This window comes from Nocardiopsis sp. CNT312 (assembly GCF_000515115.1).
Lineage (GTDB): Bacteria > Actinomycetota > Actinomycetes > Streptosporangiales > Streptosporangiaceae > Nocardiopsis.
In genome coordinates this window covers 52,677-70,053 of the sequence record NZ_AZXF01000016.1, presented here as the reverse complement: position 1 = coordinate 70,053, position 17,377 = coordinate 52,677, and the positions used below count along the sequence as shown (strand labels likewise).

General features: G+C 72.4%; 13 protein-coding genes and 1 pseudogene. 2 read left to right on the top strand and 12 right to left on the bottom strand.

All coding sequences use genetic code 11. The annotated features are described in order from the left end of the window. Positions 1–221 precede the first annotated feature (221 nt). From B042_RS0107415 to ftsW, 4 genes are read right to left on the bottom strand one after another with little or no spacing between them, the layout of a single operon-like run. Positions 222–998: a cell division protein FtsQ/DivIB gene (locus B042_RS0107415; protein ID WP_051415529.1), complete on the bottom strand. Its 777-nt coding sequence runs from the start codon at positions 996–998 to the stop codon at positions 222–224. Positions 999–1,041: 43 nt separating this feature from the next. Beyond that, positions 1,042–2,496, bottom strand: a complete 1,455-nt coding sequence (gene murC, locus B042_RS0107410; protein WP_028647758.1) for a UDP-N-acetylmuramate--L-alanine ligase — start codon at positions 2,494–2,496, stop codon at positions 1,042–1,044. Beyond that, positions 2,493–3,653 carry an undecaprenyldiphospho-muramoylpentapeptide beta-N-acetylglucosaminyltransferase gene (gene murG, locus B042_RS0107405; RefSeq protein ID WP_028647757.1) on the bottom strand — a complete coding sequence of 387 codons (1,161 nt, stop codon included), beginning with the start codon at positions 3,651–3,653 and terminating at the stop codon, positions 2,493–2,495. Before murG ends, murC begins: the two co-directional genes overlap by 4 nt. Then, positions 3,650–5,074 carry a putative lipid II flippase FtsW gene (gene ftsW / locus B042_RS0107400; RefSeq protein WP_036554249.1) on the bottom strand — a complete coding sequence of 475 codons (1,425 nt, stop codon included), beginning with the start codon at positions 5,072–5,074 and terminating at the stop codon, positions 3,650–3,652. Before ftsW ends, murG begins: the two co-directional genes overlap by 4 nt. Positions 5,075–5,332: 258 nt before the next feature. Here ftsW and B042_RS24800 point away from each other — a divergent pair. Continuing rightward, positions 5,333–5,569, top strand: a pseudogene (locus B042_RS24800) (zinc ribbon domain-containing protein); the annotation flags it as partial. A 161-nt stretch (positions 5,570–5,730) separates the two neighbouring features. Here B042_RS24800 and murD read toward each other — a convergent pair. The 4 genes from murD to B042_RS0107375 all read right to left on the bottom strand — a co-directional run bounded on the left by murD (position 5,731) and on the right by B042_RS0107375 (position 11,693). Continuing rightward, positions 5,731–7,173, bottom strand: coding sequence for a UDP-N-acetylmuramoyl-L-alanine--D-glutamate ligase (gene murD / locus B042_RS0107390; RefSeq protein ID WP_051415528.1), 1,443 nt, complete (start codon positions 7,171–7,173; stop codon positions 5,731–5,733). After that, entirely contained in the window at positions 7,158–8,231 is a 1,074-nt protein-coding gene (gene mraY / locus B042_RS0107385; RefSeq protein ID WP_028647753.1) for a phospho-N-acetylmuramoyl-pentapeptide-transferase, read from the bottom strand. Before mraY ends, murD begins: the two co-directional genes overlap by 16 nt. Then, complete coding sequence (gene murF / locus B042_RS0107380; RefSeq protein WP_028647752.1) at positions 8,228–9,682, bottom strand: UDP-N-acetylmuramoyl-tripeptide--D-alanyl-D-alanine ligase; 1,455 nt, start codon at positions 9,680–9,682, stop codon at positions 8,228–8,230. The genes mraY and murF overlap by 4 nt, the downstream gene beginning before the upstream one ends. A 349-nt stretch (positions 9,683–10,031) precedes the next feature. Then, positions 10,032–11,693, bottom strand: coding sequence for a UDP-N-acetylmuramoyl-L-alanyl-D-glutamate--2,6-diaminopimelate ligase (locus tag B042_RS0107375; protein ID WP_028647751.1), 1,662 nt, complete (start codon positions 11,691–11,693; stop codon positions 10,032–10,034). A 152-nt stretch (positions 11,694–11,845) separates the two neighbouring features. Here B042_RS0107375 and mmuM point away from each other — a divergent pair, with 152 nt between their 5' ends. Then, the gene (gene mmuM / locus B042_RS0107370; protein WP_028647750.1) at positions 11,846–12,760 is read left to right on the top strand and encodes a homocysteine S-methyltransferase; all 915 of its coding nucleotides are present in this window, start codon (positions 11,846–11,848) and stop codon (positions 12,758–12,760) included. Here mmuM and B042_RS0107365 read toward each other — a convergent pair. The 4 genes from B042_RS0107365 to mraZ form a co-directional block, all read right to left on the bottom strand. Next, a complete protein-coding gene (locus tag B042_RS0107365; RefSeq protein WP_028647749.1) occupies positions 12,757–14,724 on the bottom strand; it encodes a penicillin-binding protein 2 in 1,968 nt (655 codons plus the stop codon). The genes mmuM and B042_RS0107365 overlap by 4 nt on opposite strands. Next, positions 14,721–15,203, bottom strand: coding sequence for a hypothetical protein (locus B042_RS0107360; protein ID WP_028647748.1), 483 nt, complete (start codon positions 15,201–15,203; stop codon positions 14,721–14,723). Before B042_RS0107360 ends, B042_RS0107365 begins: the two co-directional genes overlap by 4 nt. An 8-nt stretch (positions 15,204–15,211) precedes the next feature. After that, complete coding sequence (gene rsmH, locus B042_RS22255; RefSeq protein WP_255342309.1) at positions 15,212–16,213, bottom strand: 16S rRNA (cytosine(1402)-N(4))-methyltransferase RsmH; 1,002 nt, start codon at positions 16,211–16,213, stop codon at positions 15,212–15,214. 276 nt (positions 16,214–16,489) lie between these two features. Continuing rightward, positions 16,490–16,921 (bottom strand): division/cell wall cluster transcriptional repressor MraZ, encoded by a 432-nt coding sequence (gene mraZ / locus B042_RS0107350; protein ID WP_028647747.1) that lies wholly within the window; start codon positions 16,919–16,921, stop codon positions 16,490–16,492. Positions 16,922–17,377 lie beyond the last annotated feature (456 nt).

Below are 17,377 nucleotides of genomic sequence, written 5' to 3'. Positions count from 1 at the left end.
GTGGTTGTGCTCCCCGACAGTAAGTGGACCGCCGGTCACGGGCAACCGATGCTGGCCTCAGCCTAACCGCGCATAACGCGGAGAAGCGATGTGCGGACCCGGCGCGTCGCGTCTGGAATGTCCGCGCCGACCAGCCAAACACCCCGGAGGAGACCCCACCGGGAGCCGGGAACCGCCTTCTGCGGGGCTTTGCGTTCCTTTCCCCGTTCCTGGCCACCCCTTCACCGAACGATGGCCAAACCCGGGTTCGCCACGTCGTAGACGCGCCCCTCCTCCTGGGGGTGCTCGCGGATGAGAACACGCAGGACCTCGCTCTTGTCCACCGTCGCCGTGGCGTCGCCCCACTCCACGAGCGACCCGTCCCCGAGTTCGAGTTCGATCGCCTCGGCGTCGGTGGCGTCGATGAGCTGGATCCGTGCCAGGAGGGAGTCCGGTGCGGCCTCGACGATGTCGGCGGCGGCACGGACCCCGGCACTGCCCGCGACCTCCCCCGTGACACGGACGACGGGGTAGGCACCGGGCCGGGCCGGGGCGTCCTCGATCCGCACACCGTCCCCGTCCACCAGCCGGTACCCGTCGCCGGCCCGAACCGCCAGCAGGGGCCGGCGCTCGACCACCTCCACGTGGAGGGCCGCTGGCCAGCTCCGGGACACCGTCGCCGACTCGACGAGTTCGATCGCCTCCGCCCCGGCCGCCCCGCGGTCGAGGTCGACACGGATCAGCGGTGTCCCCGTGGCCACGTCGACCGCGGCGACGACCTCCCGCTCCGGCACCCGCTCCAGACCGGTGACGGTGACCTCGCGCACGACGAGCAGCCGCGAACCGAGCAGGACCCAGGCGACCACGCAGACCAGGGCGACCACGAGCAGCACCACGAAGGTGAGCTTCCACGGATCGGACCCGCTCCGCCGTACCTCGGTCTCCCCTGCTGCGGGTCCGGGCCCCGCTCCGGTGCCCTGTTCCGTCCCGGCCTGGTCCGGCCGCCGTACCCCGCTCACCGATCGCCTCGCTCTCCGCGCACCCCGGCACGCGGGTGTGGTCTCAGCCCTCCGCGCCGTCCAAGGGCCCGGAGAGCCGCTCCACGATCCGCGGCCCCAACTCGGTCACGTCGCCGGCCCCCATGGTGAGGACGATGTCACCGGGCCGCGCCAGCCCCGCCACGGTACGCACCGCCTCGTCGCGCCCGGGCACGTACCGGACGCGCTCGTGGGGGACACGGGAGGTGATGAGCTCACCGGTGACCCCCGGTTCGGGGTCCTCACGGGCCGCGTACACCTCCATGACCACGACCTCGTCGGCGAGGCCGAGCGCGGCCGCGAACTCCTCCGCGAAGATGCGCGTGCGGCTGTACAGGTGGGGCTGGAACAGGGCGACGATCCGCCCGCCGGGCGCCGACTCCTCCGCCCCATCCTCGGGGAAGGAGTCCAGCGCGGCACGGGTGGCGCGCAGGTCGGCCTCGATCTCCGTGGGATGGTGGGCGTAGCTGTCGTAGACGGCCGCGCCGCCCGCGACACCCTTGAGTTCGAAGCGCCGCGCGGCGCCGGCGAAGTCGACCAGGCCCTCGACCGCGATCTCCAGGTCGTGGCCGAGTTCGTCGGCCACCACGAGCGCGGCGGCGGCGTTGAGCACGTTGTGGCGCCCGGGGACGGCCAGGGTGCCCTCGACCGGGTCGCCGTCGGCGGGGGCGAGGGTGAAGTCGGTGGTGAAGCCGCGGGCGGCGACCCGGGTGACGCGGTAGTCGGCGTCGGCGGCCTCGCCGTAGGTGAGGACCCTCGTGCCCCTGTCCCGGGCGATGTCGGCGACCCGGCGGGCGCCCGGGTCGTCGATGCCGACGATCAGCGTGCGCTCGACGCGGTCGACGAAGGAGGCGAAACCCGCGTGGATCTCCTCGATACCGCCGTAGTTGTCGAGGTGGTCGGCCTCGACGTTGGTGACCACGGCGATCTTCGGGAAGAGCATGAGGAAGGAGCCGTCGCTCTCGTCGGCCTCCACCGCGATGGCGGGGCCGATCCCGGCGTCGGCGCCCAGCCCGGTGGTGACCAGCTTGCCGCCGATCACGTACCCGGGTTCGACTCCCAGGTGCTGGAGCACGACGGTGACCATCGAGGTCGTCGTGGTCTTGCCGTGAGTGCCGGAGACCGCGATGCCCTCGCGGCCCAGCAGCAGCGCGCCCAGGGCGGCGGCCCTGGGCAGGATCCGCAGGCCGCGGCGGCGCGCCTCGGCGAGTTCGGGGTTGTCCTCGCGGATGGCGGAAGAGACCACGAGCGTCTCGGCGGCGCCGAGGTGCTCCGCGGCGTGGCCGACGTGGACCTCGGCTCCCATCTCCTCCAGTTCACGCAGGTTGTCGGAGTCACGGGCGTCGCTGCCGGAGACCTCGGCTCCCGCCTGGAGCAGGACGCGGGCGATCCCGGACATACCGGCACCGCCCAGTCCGACGAAGTGGGTGCGGCCGAGCTTGTCCACGGGTACCGGCTCGGTGGGCGGGATCAGGCTCATCGGGCGTCCTTGCCGTCGTCGGTGTAGGCCTCGTCCGCGTCGTCGTCGGAGATCGGCATGTCGGGGGTGGGCTTGTCGCCCCGGGCGATGGCGAGCACCTCACGTGCCAGGGCGGTGTCGGCGTCGCGTCGGCCCATCCGTGCGGCGGCTTCGGACATGTTGACGACCCGGTCGGTGTCGGTGAGCAGCGGGATGAGCTGTGTAGCGATCCACTCCACCGAGACGTCGGCGTTGCCCACCATGACACCGCCGCCCGCCTGGACGATCGGCTCGGCGTTGAGGGCCTGCTCTCCGTTGCCGATGGCCAGCGGGACGAACGCCCCGGGCAGGCCGACGGCGGTCAGCTCGGCGCAGGTCAGCGCGCCGGAGCGGCACATCGCCACGTCGGCGGCGGCGTAGGCCATGTCCATGCGGTCCACGTAGGGCACCGCCACGTAGGGCACGCCGTCCTGCGTCAGGTCCTGGGGCTCGTCGGCGTTCTTGGGGCCGACGACGTGCAGGACCTGCACCCCGGCGTCCCTGAAGTGGGCGGCGGCGGCGAAGGCGGTCTCGTTGATGCGCTGCGCGCCCTGGGAGCCGCCGAAGATCAGCAGGGTGGGCAGGTCGTGGCGCAGCCCGAAGTAGGCGCGGGCCTTGTCGCCCATGGCGAGCCGGTCCAGCGCGGTGATCTGGCGGCGCAGCGGGATGCCGATGAAGCGTCCGCCCTTGAGTTCGGCGTGCGGGTGCCCGGTGTACACGTGTGGTGTGAGCCGGGCACCCAGGCGGTTGGCCAGTCCCGGCAGCGGATTGGCCTCGTGCACGACGATGGGGATCTTGCGACGTTTCGCGGCGAGGTAGCCGGGGGTGGCCACGTAGCCGCCGAACCCGACGAGGACGTCGGCCTGGATGCGGTCGAGCTGCTCGCCCGCGGCGCTGAGCGCGCCCGCGAGCTTGCCGGGGACCGTCAGGAGCCCTGGGGTGAGCCTGCGGGGCAGGGGGACCGCCGGGATCAGACCGAGTTCGTACCCCCGCATAGGGATCAGCCTGGTCTCCAGGCCCCGTTCGGTTCCCAGGCAGAGGATCTCCGTGTCGGGGTCGACGCGCAAGAGCGCGTCGGCAAGAGAGAGTGCGGGCTCGATATGCCCGGCCGTGCCGCCTCCGGCAAGGGCTACCCTCATCGTCGCCGATCCCTCCTTGGCCGGTCTCCCACCGGGACCGGTCCGCTACTGTTCTTGGCCGTCGTCCTGACACCGCCGCGCGCGGGTCGGGGGAGGCCCGGCGTCGTGGTGCGCCTGGAAGGCGCGGTCCCACCCCGCTTGGGCGGGGCTCCGACATTCTCCAGGCCCAGCCAGCTTAGAGCCCTTTGCACCCGACCGGGACCCCGGGCCGCCAGCGTCTTCGCCGCCTCGGGCTCGGTCTTGGCCAGGGCGAGCAGCACGCCGAGGGCCGCCATGGTCGGGATGAGCGCCGATCCCCCGTAGGAGACCAGGGGCAGGGGGATACCGGTGACGGGGACGAGCCCGATGACCGCGGCGATGTTGATCATGGCCTGGCCGAGCACCCACGTGACGATGGCGGCGGCGGCCAGGCGGGCGAAGGGGTCGGTGACCCGGGTGGCCACACGCAGCCCGGCGTAGCCGAGGACCCCGAACAGGCCCAGGACCAGCAGGGTCCCGATGAGGCCGAACTCCTCCCCGATGATCGCGAAGATGAAGTCCGACTCCGCGAACGGCAGGAAGCCCCACTTCTCGCGGCTGGCGCCGATGCCCACACCGAAGACCCCGCCGGTGCCCAGGGCGTACAGGCCGTGCAGCGACTGGAACCCGGCGTCGGTGGGGTCGCTGCCCGGGTCGAGGAAGACCGTGACCCGGGCGATGCGGTAGGGCTCGATGGCGATGACGATGGTGGCCAGGGCCAGCACCAGCCCGAACATGGCCACGAAGAGCTTGCCCGGCGCGCCCACGACCCACAGCAGCGACAGGAAGACCAGCAGCAGGACGAGGGTGGTGGACAGGTCCGACCCCAGCAGCACGAGCAGGGCGAGCAGCCCGCAGCCGGGCAGCAGCGGGAAGAGCAGGTGCCGCCACTCGGTGAGTTCGCCCAGTTCCTCCTTGCGTGCGAGGATGTTGGCGCCCCACAGCGCGAAGGCCAGCTTGGCGGGCTCGGAGGGCTGGATGCTCACCCCGCCGATCTCCAGCCAGCGCATGGCACCGTTGACCTCGGTGCCCTGGAAGGCGGTGAGCAGCAGCAGCCCCACCGAGACGATGATCGCCGGGTAGCCGACGACCCGGAAGATCCCCAACGGCAGGTGGGAGGCCAGGATCATCAGGGGGAGGCCGAAGAGGGCCGACACCATCTGCTTCTGGAACATCGAGAAGGCCGAGCCGGTCTCGGTGATCGAGTCGACCATGGTCGAGGACAGGACCATGACCAGACCCAGGGTGATGAGCATCACCCCGGTTCCCAGAACCAGGTAGTAGGAGGTGAGCGGACGGTCGAGCGACCGGGCCCACTCACGCCACAAGGCACGGTCACGGCCTCGCCCGCCCGCCGACCTCTCCCTCGTCCCGGACACACCGGGCACCACTGTCGTCGCCATCCGCACCCTCCGCACGATCCGCGCCTCAATAGTGGCGTACCGGTGGGTCGGTACCCGTGGACATTTACCGCGTGTTGGCCATCTTCAGCATGATCTAGCGAGGAACCCCGGCGCTTCGGAGCCGGGAGGAATCGCTTCCGTCGATTGCGCAGCACCGAAGGACCTCGCCGGTGAACAGGCCGCGCCGACACCCGGGGGCGAAGACCACGCGGGCGGGGAGAGTGCGGACGACACTGCTCCTGGGCCTTCGCCCAACTCGCGGACCCCATCGTCTACAAGGCCAGGCGGGCCGGGGTCCCGCTCGTGTTCGCGGACCCCGCGCACCCCTGCCGCGGGTGCGCCGAGTGCGGCCGCACCGAGAAGAGGAACCGCACCTCCCAGGCCGAGTGCGTATGCCGGTCGCGCGGCGTCGTCGCGCGCACCGGCCCGAACGCCTCCCGCGTCCTGGCCGCGTGGACCGCGGGGCGCGAGTCACGCGTCCCTGCCGCCCCGTAGCGGGGTGTCCGGACGGAGGGGCCCAACCCGGCAGCCGGTCGGGCGCCCCTCCAGGCCCGGTCCTTCAGGACCGGGTCACGTCGACCGTCCGAATCGGTGGTGCCGGGCACAGCGGAGACCCCCGGCGCACGAATGATCACGCCAGGGGTCGGTTCGGCTGCTCAGCACCTGCGCTTGACCGCCTCGGCGAAGAGGCGGCCCCGCTCGGGGTAGTTGGTGAACATGTCCATGGAGGCGGCGGCCGGTGCGAGCAGCACGGTGTCCCCCTCCTCAGCCATGTCGGCGGCGGCAGCGACCACCGCGTCCATCACGGTGTGCCCCTGCGGGGCGTCCTCGGCGGGGCCCTCGACCTCGACCACGGGGACCCCGGGCGCGTGTTCGGCCAGGGCCTCGCGCAGCCGCGCCCGGTCGGCGCCGATGAGGACCGCGCCGCGCAGGCGACCGACCGCCGAAGCCACGAGCTCGTCGACGTCGGCGCCCTTGAGCAGCCCGCCGGCGACCCACACCACGGAGGGGTAGGCGCCGAGCGAAGCCGCCGCGGCGTGCGGGTTGGTGGCCTTGGAGTCGTCGACGTAGTCGACCCCGGCCACGGCGGCGACGTGGGCGATGCGGTGCGGTTCGGGGACGAACGCGGCCAGTCCGGCCCTCACCGAGGCGGGGGCCACCCCGACGGAGCGCGCCAGAGCGGCGGCGGCCAGGGCGTTGGCCACGTTGTGGGGGGCAGCGGGGCGCACGTCGGCCAGGTTCGCGAGTTCCTCGGCGCTGCTCGACGGGTCCTCGACGAAGGCGCGATCGACCAGCAGGTCCTCGACCACCCCCAGCTCCCCCGCCCGGGGGGTGTCCAGACGGAGCCCGACCAGGGGTGTGTGCGGGTCGCCGTCCTCCTCGGCCAGGCGCATGGACCAGGCGTCGGCCGTGTTGGCCACGCGGAGGGTGCCGCGGGCGAAGATCCGGCCCTTGGCCCGGGCGTAGGCGGTGATCCCGCCGTGCCAGTCCAGGTGGTCGGGGGCGACGTTGAGGACGGCAGCGGCATGGGGGGCCAGGGTGGAGGACCAGTGCAGCTGGAAGCTGGACAGCTCCACCGCCAGGACGTCGTGGACGCGGCCGTCGGCGTCGGGCAGCACGGCGTCGACGACGGGGGTGCCCACGTTGCCCACGGCGAGCGCGTCGCGCCCGTCCGCGCGAAGCATCGCCTCCAGCATGCGGACGGTGGTGGTCTTGCCGTTCGTACCCGTGATGGCCAGCCACACCTGGTCGGCGGGCTTGAGCCGCCAGGCCAGCTCCACGTCCCCGATCACCTCGAGGCCCGCCTCGGCGGCCCGGACCAGGAGCGAGGAGTCGGGGCGCCACCCGGGCGAGGTGACGACCAGGTCACAGGGGTGCGGCAGGGGCGTGTCGCCGAGGACGACCTCGGCCCCGGCCGCCGTCAGCTCGGCGGCCACCGGACGGGTGGTGCCGTCGTCGCGGCCGTCGACGACGACCACGTGCGCCCCGCGCTCCAAGAGCACCCGGGCCACGGGGGGACCGGAGACACCCAGGCCGGCGACACAGACGTGCCTTCCCTCGAAGGCGGAGCGGTGGTGCGGCATTACCTCGGCATCCATTCCAGGTAGAACAGTCCGATCGAGATCGCCACGAACAGGCCCTGGATGATCCAGAAGCGGATCACGATGGTCGTCTCGGCCCACCCCTTGAGCTCGAAGTGGTGCTGTAGGGGGGCCATACGGAACACGCGCTTGCCGGTGAGGCGGAAGGAGCCGATCTGGATCATCACCGACATGGTGATGATGACGAAGAGGCCGCCGATGAGCAGCAGCAGGAGCTGGGTCCGGGTGGTGATGGCCAGGCCGACGATGAGGCCGCCCAGGGCCAGGGAGCCGGTGTCGCCCATGAAGATCTTCGCGGGCGGGGCGTTGAACCACAGGAACGCGATGCACGAGCCGAGCGCCGCCGCCGCGACCACCGCCAGGTCCAGGGGGTCGCGGACCGTGTAGCAGTTGTCCGCGAGGTATGCCACGCAGGACTGGCGCAACTGCCAGTTGCCGATGAGGACGTAGGCGACCAGGGACAGGATGGTGGCACCGGTGGCCAGGCCGTCGAGGCCGTCGGTGAGGTTGACCGCGTTGGAGAAGCCGACGATGAGGAACAGGGCCCAGAGGATGAACAGGCCGATCATCAGCGGGGGGCCGAAGTCTCGGAGGAGGGAGAGGCTGGGGGCGGCGGGGGTGTAGCCGTAGCCGTTGGGGAACATGGTGACGCCGTAGGCGAAGCCCACGCCGACCACGGCCTGGCCGACCATCTTCGCACCGCTGCGCAGACCCAGGCTGCGGCGCTTGTAGATCTTGATGAAGTCGTCGAGGAAGCCGACGCAGCCCATCCCCACGAAGAGGAACATCACGAGCAGACCGGAGGCGGTGGGGCCTGTGGCGGAGGGCTGGATCAGCCACAGTGCGAGGTGGGAGCCGAAGTAGCCCAGTACCGCACCGAGGATGATGACGATACCGCCCATGGTGGGCGTGCCCTGCTTGGTCTTGTGTCCCTCGGGCCCGTCGTCGCGGACCTCCTGGCCGAACTTGAAACGGTAGAGGAGTTTGATCAGCGGCGGCATCAGCGCCATGGACACGATCAGTGAGATCGCCGCCGCGATGGCGATACCGATCACTGGGCATCACCCTTGGTGATGAGGTCGATAACCCTTTCGAGCGCTGCCACCCTCGATCCCTTCACAATGACGACGTCTCCTGCACGCATCCGCTCGCGCACGGCCGGGGCCGCCCGCTCGGCGTCCGGAACCCGGACGCACTCGCCGCGCCACCGACCGTCGCGGGCGGCGCGCTCGGCGCCGACGGCGATCCCCTCGGCCCCCTCGCCGACCACGACCAGGTGGGACACGCCGGTCTCGGCGGCCATCTCCCCCACCCGTTCGTGCTCCGCCTGGTGGGCCTGCTCCCCGAGCTCGCCCATGAGGCCGAGCACGGCGATGGAGCGCCGCTCCCGTGCGAGGGCGCCCAGGGTGGTCAGTGCCGCGCGCATGGACTCGGGGTTGGCGTTGTAGGCGTCGTTGACGAGCGTGACGCCGTCGTGCTCGGTGACTTCCATGCGCCACCGGCTCGCCGGGACCGCCGCGCCGAGTGCGGCGGCGATCGCCTCGATGTCCATGCCGAGTTCGTCGGCGACCACGGCGGCCGCCAACGCGTTGTGTACCTGGTGGGCGCCCACGAGCGCCAACCGCACCCGGGCGGTGGAACCGTCCAGGTGAAGAGTGAAGGAGGGGGCCCCGGTGTCCTCCAGGAGCACATCCGAGGCGCGTACGTCGGCGTCCTCGGCCAGACCGTAGGTGACCACCCTGGCCCGGGTACGCGCGGCCATCGCGTTCACTCGGGGGTCGTCGGCGTTGAGGACGGCCACGCCACCGCCGCCGCGCCGCTCCCCGCCGGGCGGGAGCGCCTCGACGAGTTCCCCCTTGGCGCGGGCGATGGCGTCCCGGCCGCCGAACTCGCCCATGTGGGCACTGCCGACGTTGAGGACCACCCCGATGCGGGGCGGTGCCACACGGCACAGGTGGGCGATGTGCCCGATCCCGCGGGCCGCGACCTCCAGGACGAGGTGGCGGGTGCCGGTGTCGGCGCGCAGCACCGTGAGCGGGTGGCCGATCTCGTTGTTGAACGATCCGGCGGGTGCCACGGTGGGGCCGAGGCCGCCGACGACCTGGGCGACGAGGTCCTTGGTGGTGGTTTTTCCGGAGGAACCGGTGATCCCGACGATCTGGGCGGCGTCCGTACCCCGGGCGGGGTCGCTCAGCTCTCTGGCCACGTAGGCGGCCAGGCGGGCCAGGGCCGCAACGACCGCCTCGTCCCCTCCGCCGTCCACCAGCAGGTGGGGCGCGTCGACGGGCCGGGAGGCCAGGACAGCCGCCGCACCTGCCTCAACCGCGGCGGCGGCGAAGTCGTGCCCGTCCACGCGTTCGCCCTTGAGGGCCACGAAGAGCGCACCCGGTGCCGCTCCGCGGGAATCGATGACGACGGGACCGTCGACGACACTGTCGGGGCGCGCCGATCCGCCGATGGCGGTCTGGGTGATCTCGGCGATCCGATCGAGCGTGAGCGCGATCAAATCCACTCCTCATGTCAGGCCCGGCTCACGGCGCCGCAGGGGGCGCTCGGCCGCCCGGCCGGAGTTTCAGGTCAGGGGAAAGCACCGCGGATACCGTGTGCGGTGTCGTAGGGGCCGTACCGAGCAGCGCGGCCCTCGCCGCTGCCGTGTGAGCCACCGTGGGCGACACGTTTCCGGGCTGCGATTGCCTACCTTAGAACATGTTGGGGTGTCCGGGGTCCTCCTGGGGCCCGTGTGGAGCAATATGCGCCACTTCGTAACCCGTCCGAGCACGCAGAACACAACGATCAGCGCGCAGCGCGCCGGGGTGCGGTACGCGCGCCCCGGCGCGTCGCCCGCCGAGGTCCGCTCACCCCTCGCCGGGCACCCTGTGGATGTCCTGGAGGGCGAGGCCGAGACGTTCGCGGGCGCTGGCCCTGAGGCGCTCCTCCAGAGCCCGGGCGAGCACCTCGCGGTCGTCGAAGGGCACCACGCGCCCCTTGGCGTACTGGCCGGTCTCGTGCCCCTTCCCGGCCACGACGATCACGTCGCCGGCCCCGGCGCGGTCCACGGCCAGGGCGATGGCCTCGGCACGGTCGAGTTCGACGGTCACGTGCGCGCGCTGTTCCTCGGGCACCTTGGCCACGCCCTCCAGCACTGCGGCGGCGATCGCGACGGGGTCCTCGCTGCGGGGGTTGTCGTTGGTGATGATCACCTGGTCGGCGAGCCGGGCGGCCGCCTCGCCCATGAGCGGACGTTTGACGCGGTCCCGGTCGCCTCCGCATCCCACGACCATCGTGAGCCGGCCCCGTGTGGTGGTGCGCAGGGCGGACAGGACCGCTTCGATCGCCCCCGGCTTGTGGGAGTAGTCAACGATGGCGGTGACGTCCTGTTCGGCACCGGGCACGGTGCGGACCACCACGGGCTCCATGCGGCCGGGGACCCCGGGGGCGGCGGCGACCCCGGAGATCGCCGTGTCCAGGGGGATCCCGGCCTCGACCAGGCCGACGATCGCGGCCATGGCGTTGGAGACGTTGAAGGGCCCAGGCAGGGCGACGGAGGCGGCCGCCTCCATGCCGCCGGGGCCGACGACGCGGAAGGTGCTACCGGTCACCCCCAGGACCACGTCGACGGCGCGCCAGTCGACCGGTATCCCGTTGGCCGACGCGGCGTCCGAGCAGCCCTCCACACCGAACGTGGTGACGGGGACGGCTCCGTCGGCGCGCACCATGTCCACGAGCGCGCGGCCGAAGCGGTCGTCCGTGTTGACGACGGCGATCTCGCAGTACTCGGGGGTGAACAGTCGGGCCTTGGTCTCGAAGTAGTCGCGCAGGTCCGTGTGGAAGTCCAGGTGGTCCTGGGACAGGTTCGTGAAGACGGCGACGTCGTAGCGGGTGCCGCCGACCCGCCCCAGGGCCAGGGCGTGGCTGGAGACCTCCATGGCCGCGGCGGCCACGCCGCGTTCACGCATGAGAGCGAACAAGCCGTGCAGGTCGGTGGCCTCCGGGGTGGTGAGCGAGGAGGCGACGCGCTCGTCGCCGACGCGCATCTCGACGGTTCCGATGAGGCCGGTGCTCATGCCGGCCCGGCGCAGACCGGACTCCACCAGGTAGGTGATGGTGGTCTTTCCGCTGGTCCCGGTGGTACCGATCAGGAGCAGGTCCCGTGCGGGGTCGCCGAAGACCCACGCCGCCACGGTGCCGAGCGCGGCCCGCGCGTCGGGGACGACCAGGACCGGCAGGCCGGTCTCCGACGCCCGTTCCGCGCCCTCGGGGTCGGTGAGGACGGCGGCGGCGCCCGCCTTTGCCGCCTGGGCGCAGAAGACGGCGCCGTGGACCCGTGTCCCGGGCAGTGCCGCGTACAGGTCGCCGGGGCCGACCCGGCGAGAGTCGTGGGTGATGCCGCGTACCTCCTCGCCGGGCACCTCGGCGGCGGATTCGGCGCCCGTGTGCGGGCGCAGGAGCGTGGTTCCCGGCCCGAGCAGCGTCGCCAGGGCGGAGAGCGGACGTGGCTGAGTGTGTTCAGGTCGCATTACCGGTGGCACGAGTGGAGGTTAACGGCTGCGGAGGCCCGCTCGGTAATTTCCACGCTGCGACCGACGCGTAATCCCCCTGCGGGGGTTTCTCCCAGGTTACGCAAGGTGCGTCCGCGTGGCAGACTGCCGGGAGACGGGGGGTGGCGGCGATGGCCGCGTGCGTGTTCGGGGAGCGGCCGCTGGTGGTGGACGGCGGCCTGGCAACACGTCTGGAGTCCTACGGGTACGACCTGGGAGGCGGTCTGTGGTCGGCGCGGCTGCTGGCCGAAGCCCCGGAGGCGGTGCGCCGCGTGCACAGGGAGTACCTGGAGGCGGGGGCGGACGTGGTGATCGCCGCCGGGTACCAGGCGAGCCTGCCGGAGCTGGCCGCCCGGGGGTTCGGGGAGGCCGGGGCACGGGCACTGGTGGCCTCCTCGGTGGAGCTGGCCCTGCGGGAGCGGGACGCCTTCGGCTCGGGGCTCGTCGCCGCGGGGGTGGGCCCCTACGGCGCGGCGCGCGCGGACGGGTCCGAGTACACCGGCCGCTACGGCCTGGACGAGGACGCGCTGGTGGACTGGCACCGCGAGCGCTGGCACCTGCTGGCCGGCGCCGGGGCCGATCTGGTGGCGTGCGAGACGGTCCCGTCCCTGCCCGAGGCGCGGGCCCTGGTGCGCCTGATGGCGGAGACGCCGTGGGTGCGCACGTGGCTGAGCTTCACCTGCTCCGACGGCGGCCACATCAGCGACGGCACCTCCCTGCGCGAGGTGGCCGCCGAGCTGGCCCCGTGGCACGCCGACGGTACTCTGGTGGCGGTGGGGGTCAACTGCACCGCGCCCCCGTTCGCCGCCGAGGCGGTGCGCACGGTGGCCTCGGCGGGCCTGCCCGCGGTGGCCTACCCCAACTCGGGCGAGGTGTGGGACGTCCGGCGGCGGCGCTGGACCGGTACGGGCGACCCCGAGGCGTTCGGCAGGGCGGCCGCCCGGTGGTGCGCGGAGGGCGCCGTGCTCGTGGGCGGATGCTGCCGCACCGGCCCCGAGCACATCCGGTCCATCCGTTCCCACCTGGACCGGAGCCTCCCCCTCTAGACCTCGTCCTCGAACAGGCGGAGGGCGGGCGGCTCGGTACCGGTCGGCGGGACCTGCATGGAGCGCAGCGCGAAGGACATGATGTCGTTGAACACCGGTCCGGCGGCCTCACCGCCGTAGTAGCTCCGCTGCGGGTCGTGCAGGACCACCTGGACCACCAGTTCGGGGTCGTCGGCCGGCGCGAACCCGGCGAAGGTCGCCGTGTAGCCGCCGCCCCGGTAGCGCCCGGTCTCGGGGTTGATCCGGTTGGCCGTACCGGTCTTGCCCGCCACGCGGTAGCCGTCGATGCGTGCCTGGGGCGCGGTGCCCTCGTCGCTGGTGACCGCCTCCAGCATGAGCGCGAGCTGCCGCGCGGTCTCCTCGCTGACCACGCGGCGGCGCTCGCCCCCCTCCGACGGGGTGAAACCGCCCTCGGCGTCCACGGTCCCGGCCACCACGCGCGGTTCGGCGCGCACACCGCCGTTGGCGATGGTGGCGTACACCGAGGCCATCTGGGCGGCGTTGACGGAGACGCCGTGGCCGATGGAGACCGAGGGCAACTGGGTCCCCCACCAGTCGTCGGGGTGGGTGAGGATGCCGGCCTCCTCGCCGGGAAGTTCGAGCCCGGTGGGCTGGCCGAGACCGAAGTCCTCCATGTACGAGTGCAGGACGCCCGCGCCGACCTCGTCGGCGATCTGGATGGTGCCCACGTTGCTGGACTGGGCCATGATGCCGTTGACCGTCAGTCGCTGTGTGCCGTTGTTGGTGGAGTTGCGGAAGGTCTGGTCGTAGTACTGGATCGAGTAGGGCACCGTGTAGACGGTCTCGGGGGTGGTGATCCCCCGCTCCAGGGCCGCGCCCATCGTGATGACCTTGTTGGTACTGCCCGGTTCGAAGATCTCGTGCACCGCGCCGTTGGCCCAGTCCTCCTGGTCCGCCTCGAAGACCTCGCTCTGGGAGTAGGAGGGGTAGTCGGCCATCGCGAGGATCTCACCGGTCGGGCGCATCACGATCACGCTGCCGCCCTCGGCCTCCAGTTCGTCCACCCGCTCGGCGAGGACCTGGTAGGCGTACCACTGGACGTCGCGGTCCAGGGTCAGGCGCACGTCCTGTCCGGGGACGGGTTCGCGGACGAGCCCGCCGGCCATGGGGATCTGCGTGCCGTCCATACCGACCTCGACCTGGCGCTTGCCCTGCTGTCCGGCGAGCACGGAGTCGAGGTAGCCCTCCAGGCCCTCTAGGCCGTGGCCCTCGTCCCCGACGAAGCCCACGAGGTCGGCGGCGCCGGTCTCCTCCGGGTAGGACCTGCGGTAGTCGACCTGTGCCCCCACCCCGGACAGGCCCAGATCACGCAGCGCGGCCCACTCCCCGGGCAGGACACCGGTCGCCACCACCTGGTAGCGGCTGGGCTTGGCGTCCACCGCCTCCGCCGCCTCGTCCTCTTCCAGGCCGAAGCGGGAGACGAGTTCGTCCACCAGCCGGTCGCGCTCGTCCGGATCGACCTCCTCGGGGTCGACGAAGACCCGGCGCACCTCCACCGACAGCGCGAACGGGGCGCCGTGGACGTCAGTGATCTGCCCGCGCAGGGTGGGAATGTCGATGGTCTGCAGGCGCATGTTGGAGGCGGCCTCCGCGTAGGTCTCCGCCTCCAGGCCCTGGATCTGGGTGAGCCGTCCGGCGAACAGCAGCAGGATCACGACGATGAGCACGCCGCCGAACCTGATCCGCTTGCCCGGGTCGCCCCGCTGGAAGGTCCGTCTGAGCAGTGGCGGGGTCGGCGGTGCGGCACGGTGGCGGCGTGCCGTGCGCTCCCGTTCGCGGCGGCGGCCGTGGGAGGGGCGGCCTGTGGGGCGCGCACGGGTGCGCGCGGCGCCGTCGGGGCGGGTGGCCCCGGGCCTGGGCTGCTGGGCCGGCCGGGCCCCGGTCCGGTTGGCCGCGCCGGGGCGTCTGGGGTCGCGGGGGCGCCGGTCACGGGGCGCACTCACCGGCGGCCCTCGTCGTCCCCGGTGATCTCACCGTTGTCCAGGTCCAGGAAGAGCGGGGCCTCGCCGGTCTGCTCCATGCCCATCTCCTCGGCCTCATCGGCGATGCGCTCGGAGCTCTCCAACCGGGAGACCCGTTCCTGGAGCTGCTGTTCGATGTAGGCCAGTTCCCGGTTCTCCGTCTGGAGCCGGGCGATGGTGAAGGTCTCCTGGGCGATGACGCTGCGCAGCAGGAGCAGGCTGACCAGTGCGCCGCCGAGCAGGCACAGGATGAGCAGGACGAAGGGGATGCGCGGCGCGCGTCCCCGACCGGTGCGAGCACGGGCGGGACCGCCCGAGGGCTGGGGCGCCGTGCGGGCGGCTCTGCCCTCGTTCGGGGACGCCGTGCCTTCGCGCCGGCCCGTCTCAGGGCGCGTCCGGGTGGTCGGAGTACCCGTCCCCGCACGGCGGGGTGCGCGCCGCGTGTCCGTGCTCGAACTCATCTGTCTCCCTAGCTGGGCGCGTGCGGCGACGGTCGGCGCACGCGTTGGGCCGCGCGGAGCCGGGCCGACTGCGCGCGCGGATTGCGCTCGTTCTCTTCCTCCGTGGGCGGCTCCGCTCCCCGGGTGAGGAGTCGCAGCTCCGGCTGGCGGTCGGGGAGGGGCACCGGGAGGTCGGCGGGGGTGGTGTCCGTGGCCAGGGCGGCCAGCGCCCTCTTGACCATCCGGTCCTCAAGGGAGTGGTAGGAGAGCACGGCGATGCGCCCGCCGAGCGCAAGGTGGGAGAGGGCCGCGGGCAGGGCGCGTTCGAGGAGGGACAGTTCGGCGTTGACCTCGATGCGCAGGCCCTGGAAAGTGCGTTTGGCGGGGTGTCCCCCCGTACGGCGGGTGGCGGCGGGGATGGCCGCGCGGACCAGCTCGGCCAGGTCGCGGGTGGAGGTGATGGGACCCTGTGCGCGACGGCGCTCGATCGCGCGGGCGATGCGTGTGGCGAAGCGCTCCTCGCCGTAGGTGCGCAGGACACGGGCGAGCTCGGCCGGCGGGTAGGTGTTGACCACCTCCGACGCGGTGAGGTCCTGGGTGCGGTCCATCCGCATGTCCAGGGGGGCGTCGTGGGCGTAGGCGAAGCCGCGTTCGGTCTCGTCGAGCTGGGGCGAGGACACCCCGAGGTCGAGGAGGACGGCGTCGGCCTCGCCCGCTCCGGCCTCGTCCAGGGCGCGCGGGAGGTCGGAGTAGACCGCGTGGACGAAGTGGGTGCGATCGGCGTAGGGCGCCAGCCGGCGGGCGCTGCGCTCCAGGGCGGTGGGGTCGCGGTCCACACCGACCAGGCGTGCGCCGGGGCAGGCCCGGAGCAGGGCCTCGGAGTGGCCGCCCAGGCCCAGGGTTCCGTCGACGAGCAGGGCACCGGGGGTGTCGAGCGCGGGGGCGAGCAACTCCACGATCCGGTCGAGCATGACGGGCACGTGCAGGGGGTCTGGTGCCCCTGGGTGCTCCGGTCGTCGGGTCTCCCCCACGCTGTACCGCTCCTCCACGCTGTCGCCCTCTCCCCCGGGATCCGCCGCGGCGCGCGGGTGCGCTTCTCCGCGGGTTCCGCGCGGCCCGGCCGGGAACCGGCCGGGCCTTCGGAACACAGGCGCCATTGTCCACCTTCCGGTGGACCCACGTGCGCGGCCTGGCACCGGGGAAGTCGCGCCAGCCCGCTCGCGCCGTGCCCGAAGGTCCCGGACGGACACCGGCCTGCAAAGGGTGTGATGGTCGTGCCGCTCGCTCCGGCGCGGGTGGCGCCGGCCTCACAGCACCCCGGGCAGCACCTCCTCCGAGAGTCGCGCGAAGGCCTGCTCCTGCTCCGCCTCGTACTCGGCCCAGGCCTGTGCGGCCCAGATCTCCAGCCGCGTGTTGGCGCCGACGACGACGCACTCGTGCTGAAGCCCCGCGTACTCGCGCAGCTTCTGCGGGATGGTGACCCTGCCCTGTTTGTCACAGGACTCGTCCGAGGCGCTGGCGAACAGCACCCTGCCGTAGTCGCGAACCGCCTTGGCGGTGACCGGAGCCGAACTCAGCGCCTCGGTGACGCGCCGGAACTCCTCCATCGGAAAGACGTAGAGGCAGTGCTCCTGGCCTTTCGTGATCACCAGTCCCCCCGACAGTTCGTCGCGGTACTTCGCGGGGAGGAACAGCCGTCCCTTCTGGTCGAGGCGTGGCGTGTGAGTGCCGAGAAACACCGCGCCACCTCCTCGCCCTCGCTGTGGGGCGTTCACCCCCTCCACGATGCCCCACTCTACTCCACCCTCCCCCACCGTCAACAGCTCCGAACCGTGTCCGCACCGGCTTCGATCAGCGAAGACACAGGTCATCCGAGTGGCTTCGGGTGGGGCGCCGGGGTCCCGCCTCCTTGTGGCACCCGCGCCCACGCAAGTCCGCCGGACCGAAAACCGTTCGGGCGGTGCCGGACGCCCCGGGGTTCGGCGCCGCACACCTGGGGGAACGCGGTTCCGGACACCGGGGGCGCCTCAGGGACACCTGTGACATGAGTGGTCCGGTAAGCCCATCCGACCACGTACGACGCCATCCGGCCCGTACCGGTAGTGAACGAGGGCCGATTCCGACACTTCGGTTTGCAATCGCTCGGAATGGCTCTAGCCTCGGACCGACACCGAAACACGGAGCTCAGGGAAGCG

Bases quoted from the DNA above. Each gene is read 5' to 3' on its own strand.
- murC (WP_028647758.1), bottom strand. From the start codon at position 2,496: ATGAGCCTGATCCCGCCCACCGAGCCGGTACCCGTGGACAAGCTCGGC.
- murG (WP_028647757.1), bottom strand. From the start codon at position 3,653: ATGAGGGTAGCCCTTGCCGGAGGCGGCACGGCCGGGCATATCGAGCCC.
- ftsW (WP_036554249.1), bottom strand. From the start codon at position 5,074: ATGGCGACGACAGTGGTGCCCGGTGTGTCCGGGACGAGGGAGAGGTCG.
- murD (WP_051415528.1), bottom strand. From the start codon at position 7,173: ATGGATGCCGAGGTAATGCCGCACCACCGCTCCGCCTTCGAGGGAAGG.
- B042_RS0107375 (WP_028647751.1), bottom strand. From the start codon at position 11,693: ATGCGACCTGAACACACTCAGCCACGTCCGCTCTCCGCCCTGGCGACG.
- mmuM (WP_028647750.1), top strand. From the start codon at position 11,846: ATGGCCGCGTGCGTGTTCGGGGAGCGGCCGCTGGTGGTGGACGGCGGC.
- B042_RS0107360 (WP_028647748.1), bottom strand. From the start codon at position 15,203: ATGAGTTCGAGCACGGACACGCGGCGCGCACCCCGCCGTGCGGGGACG.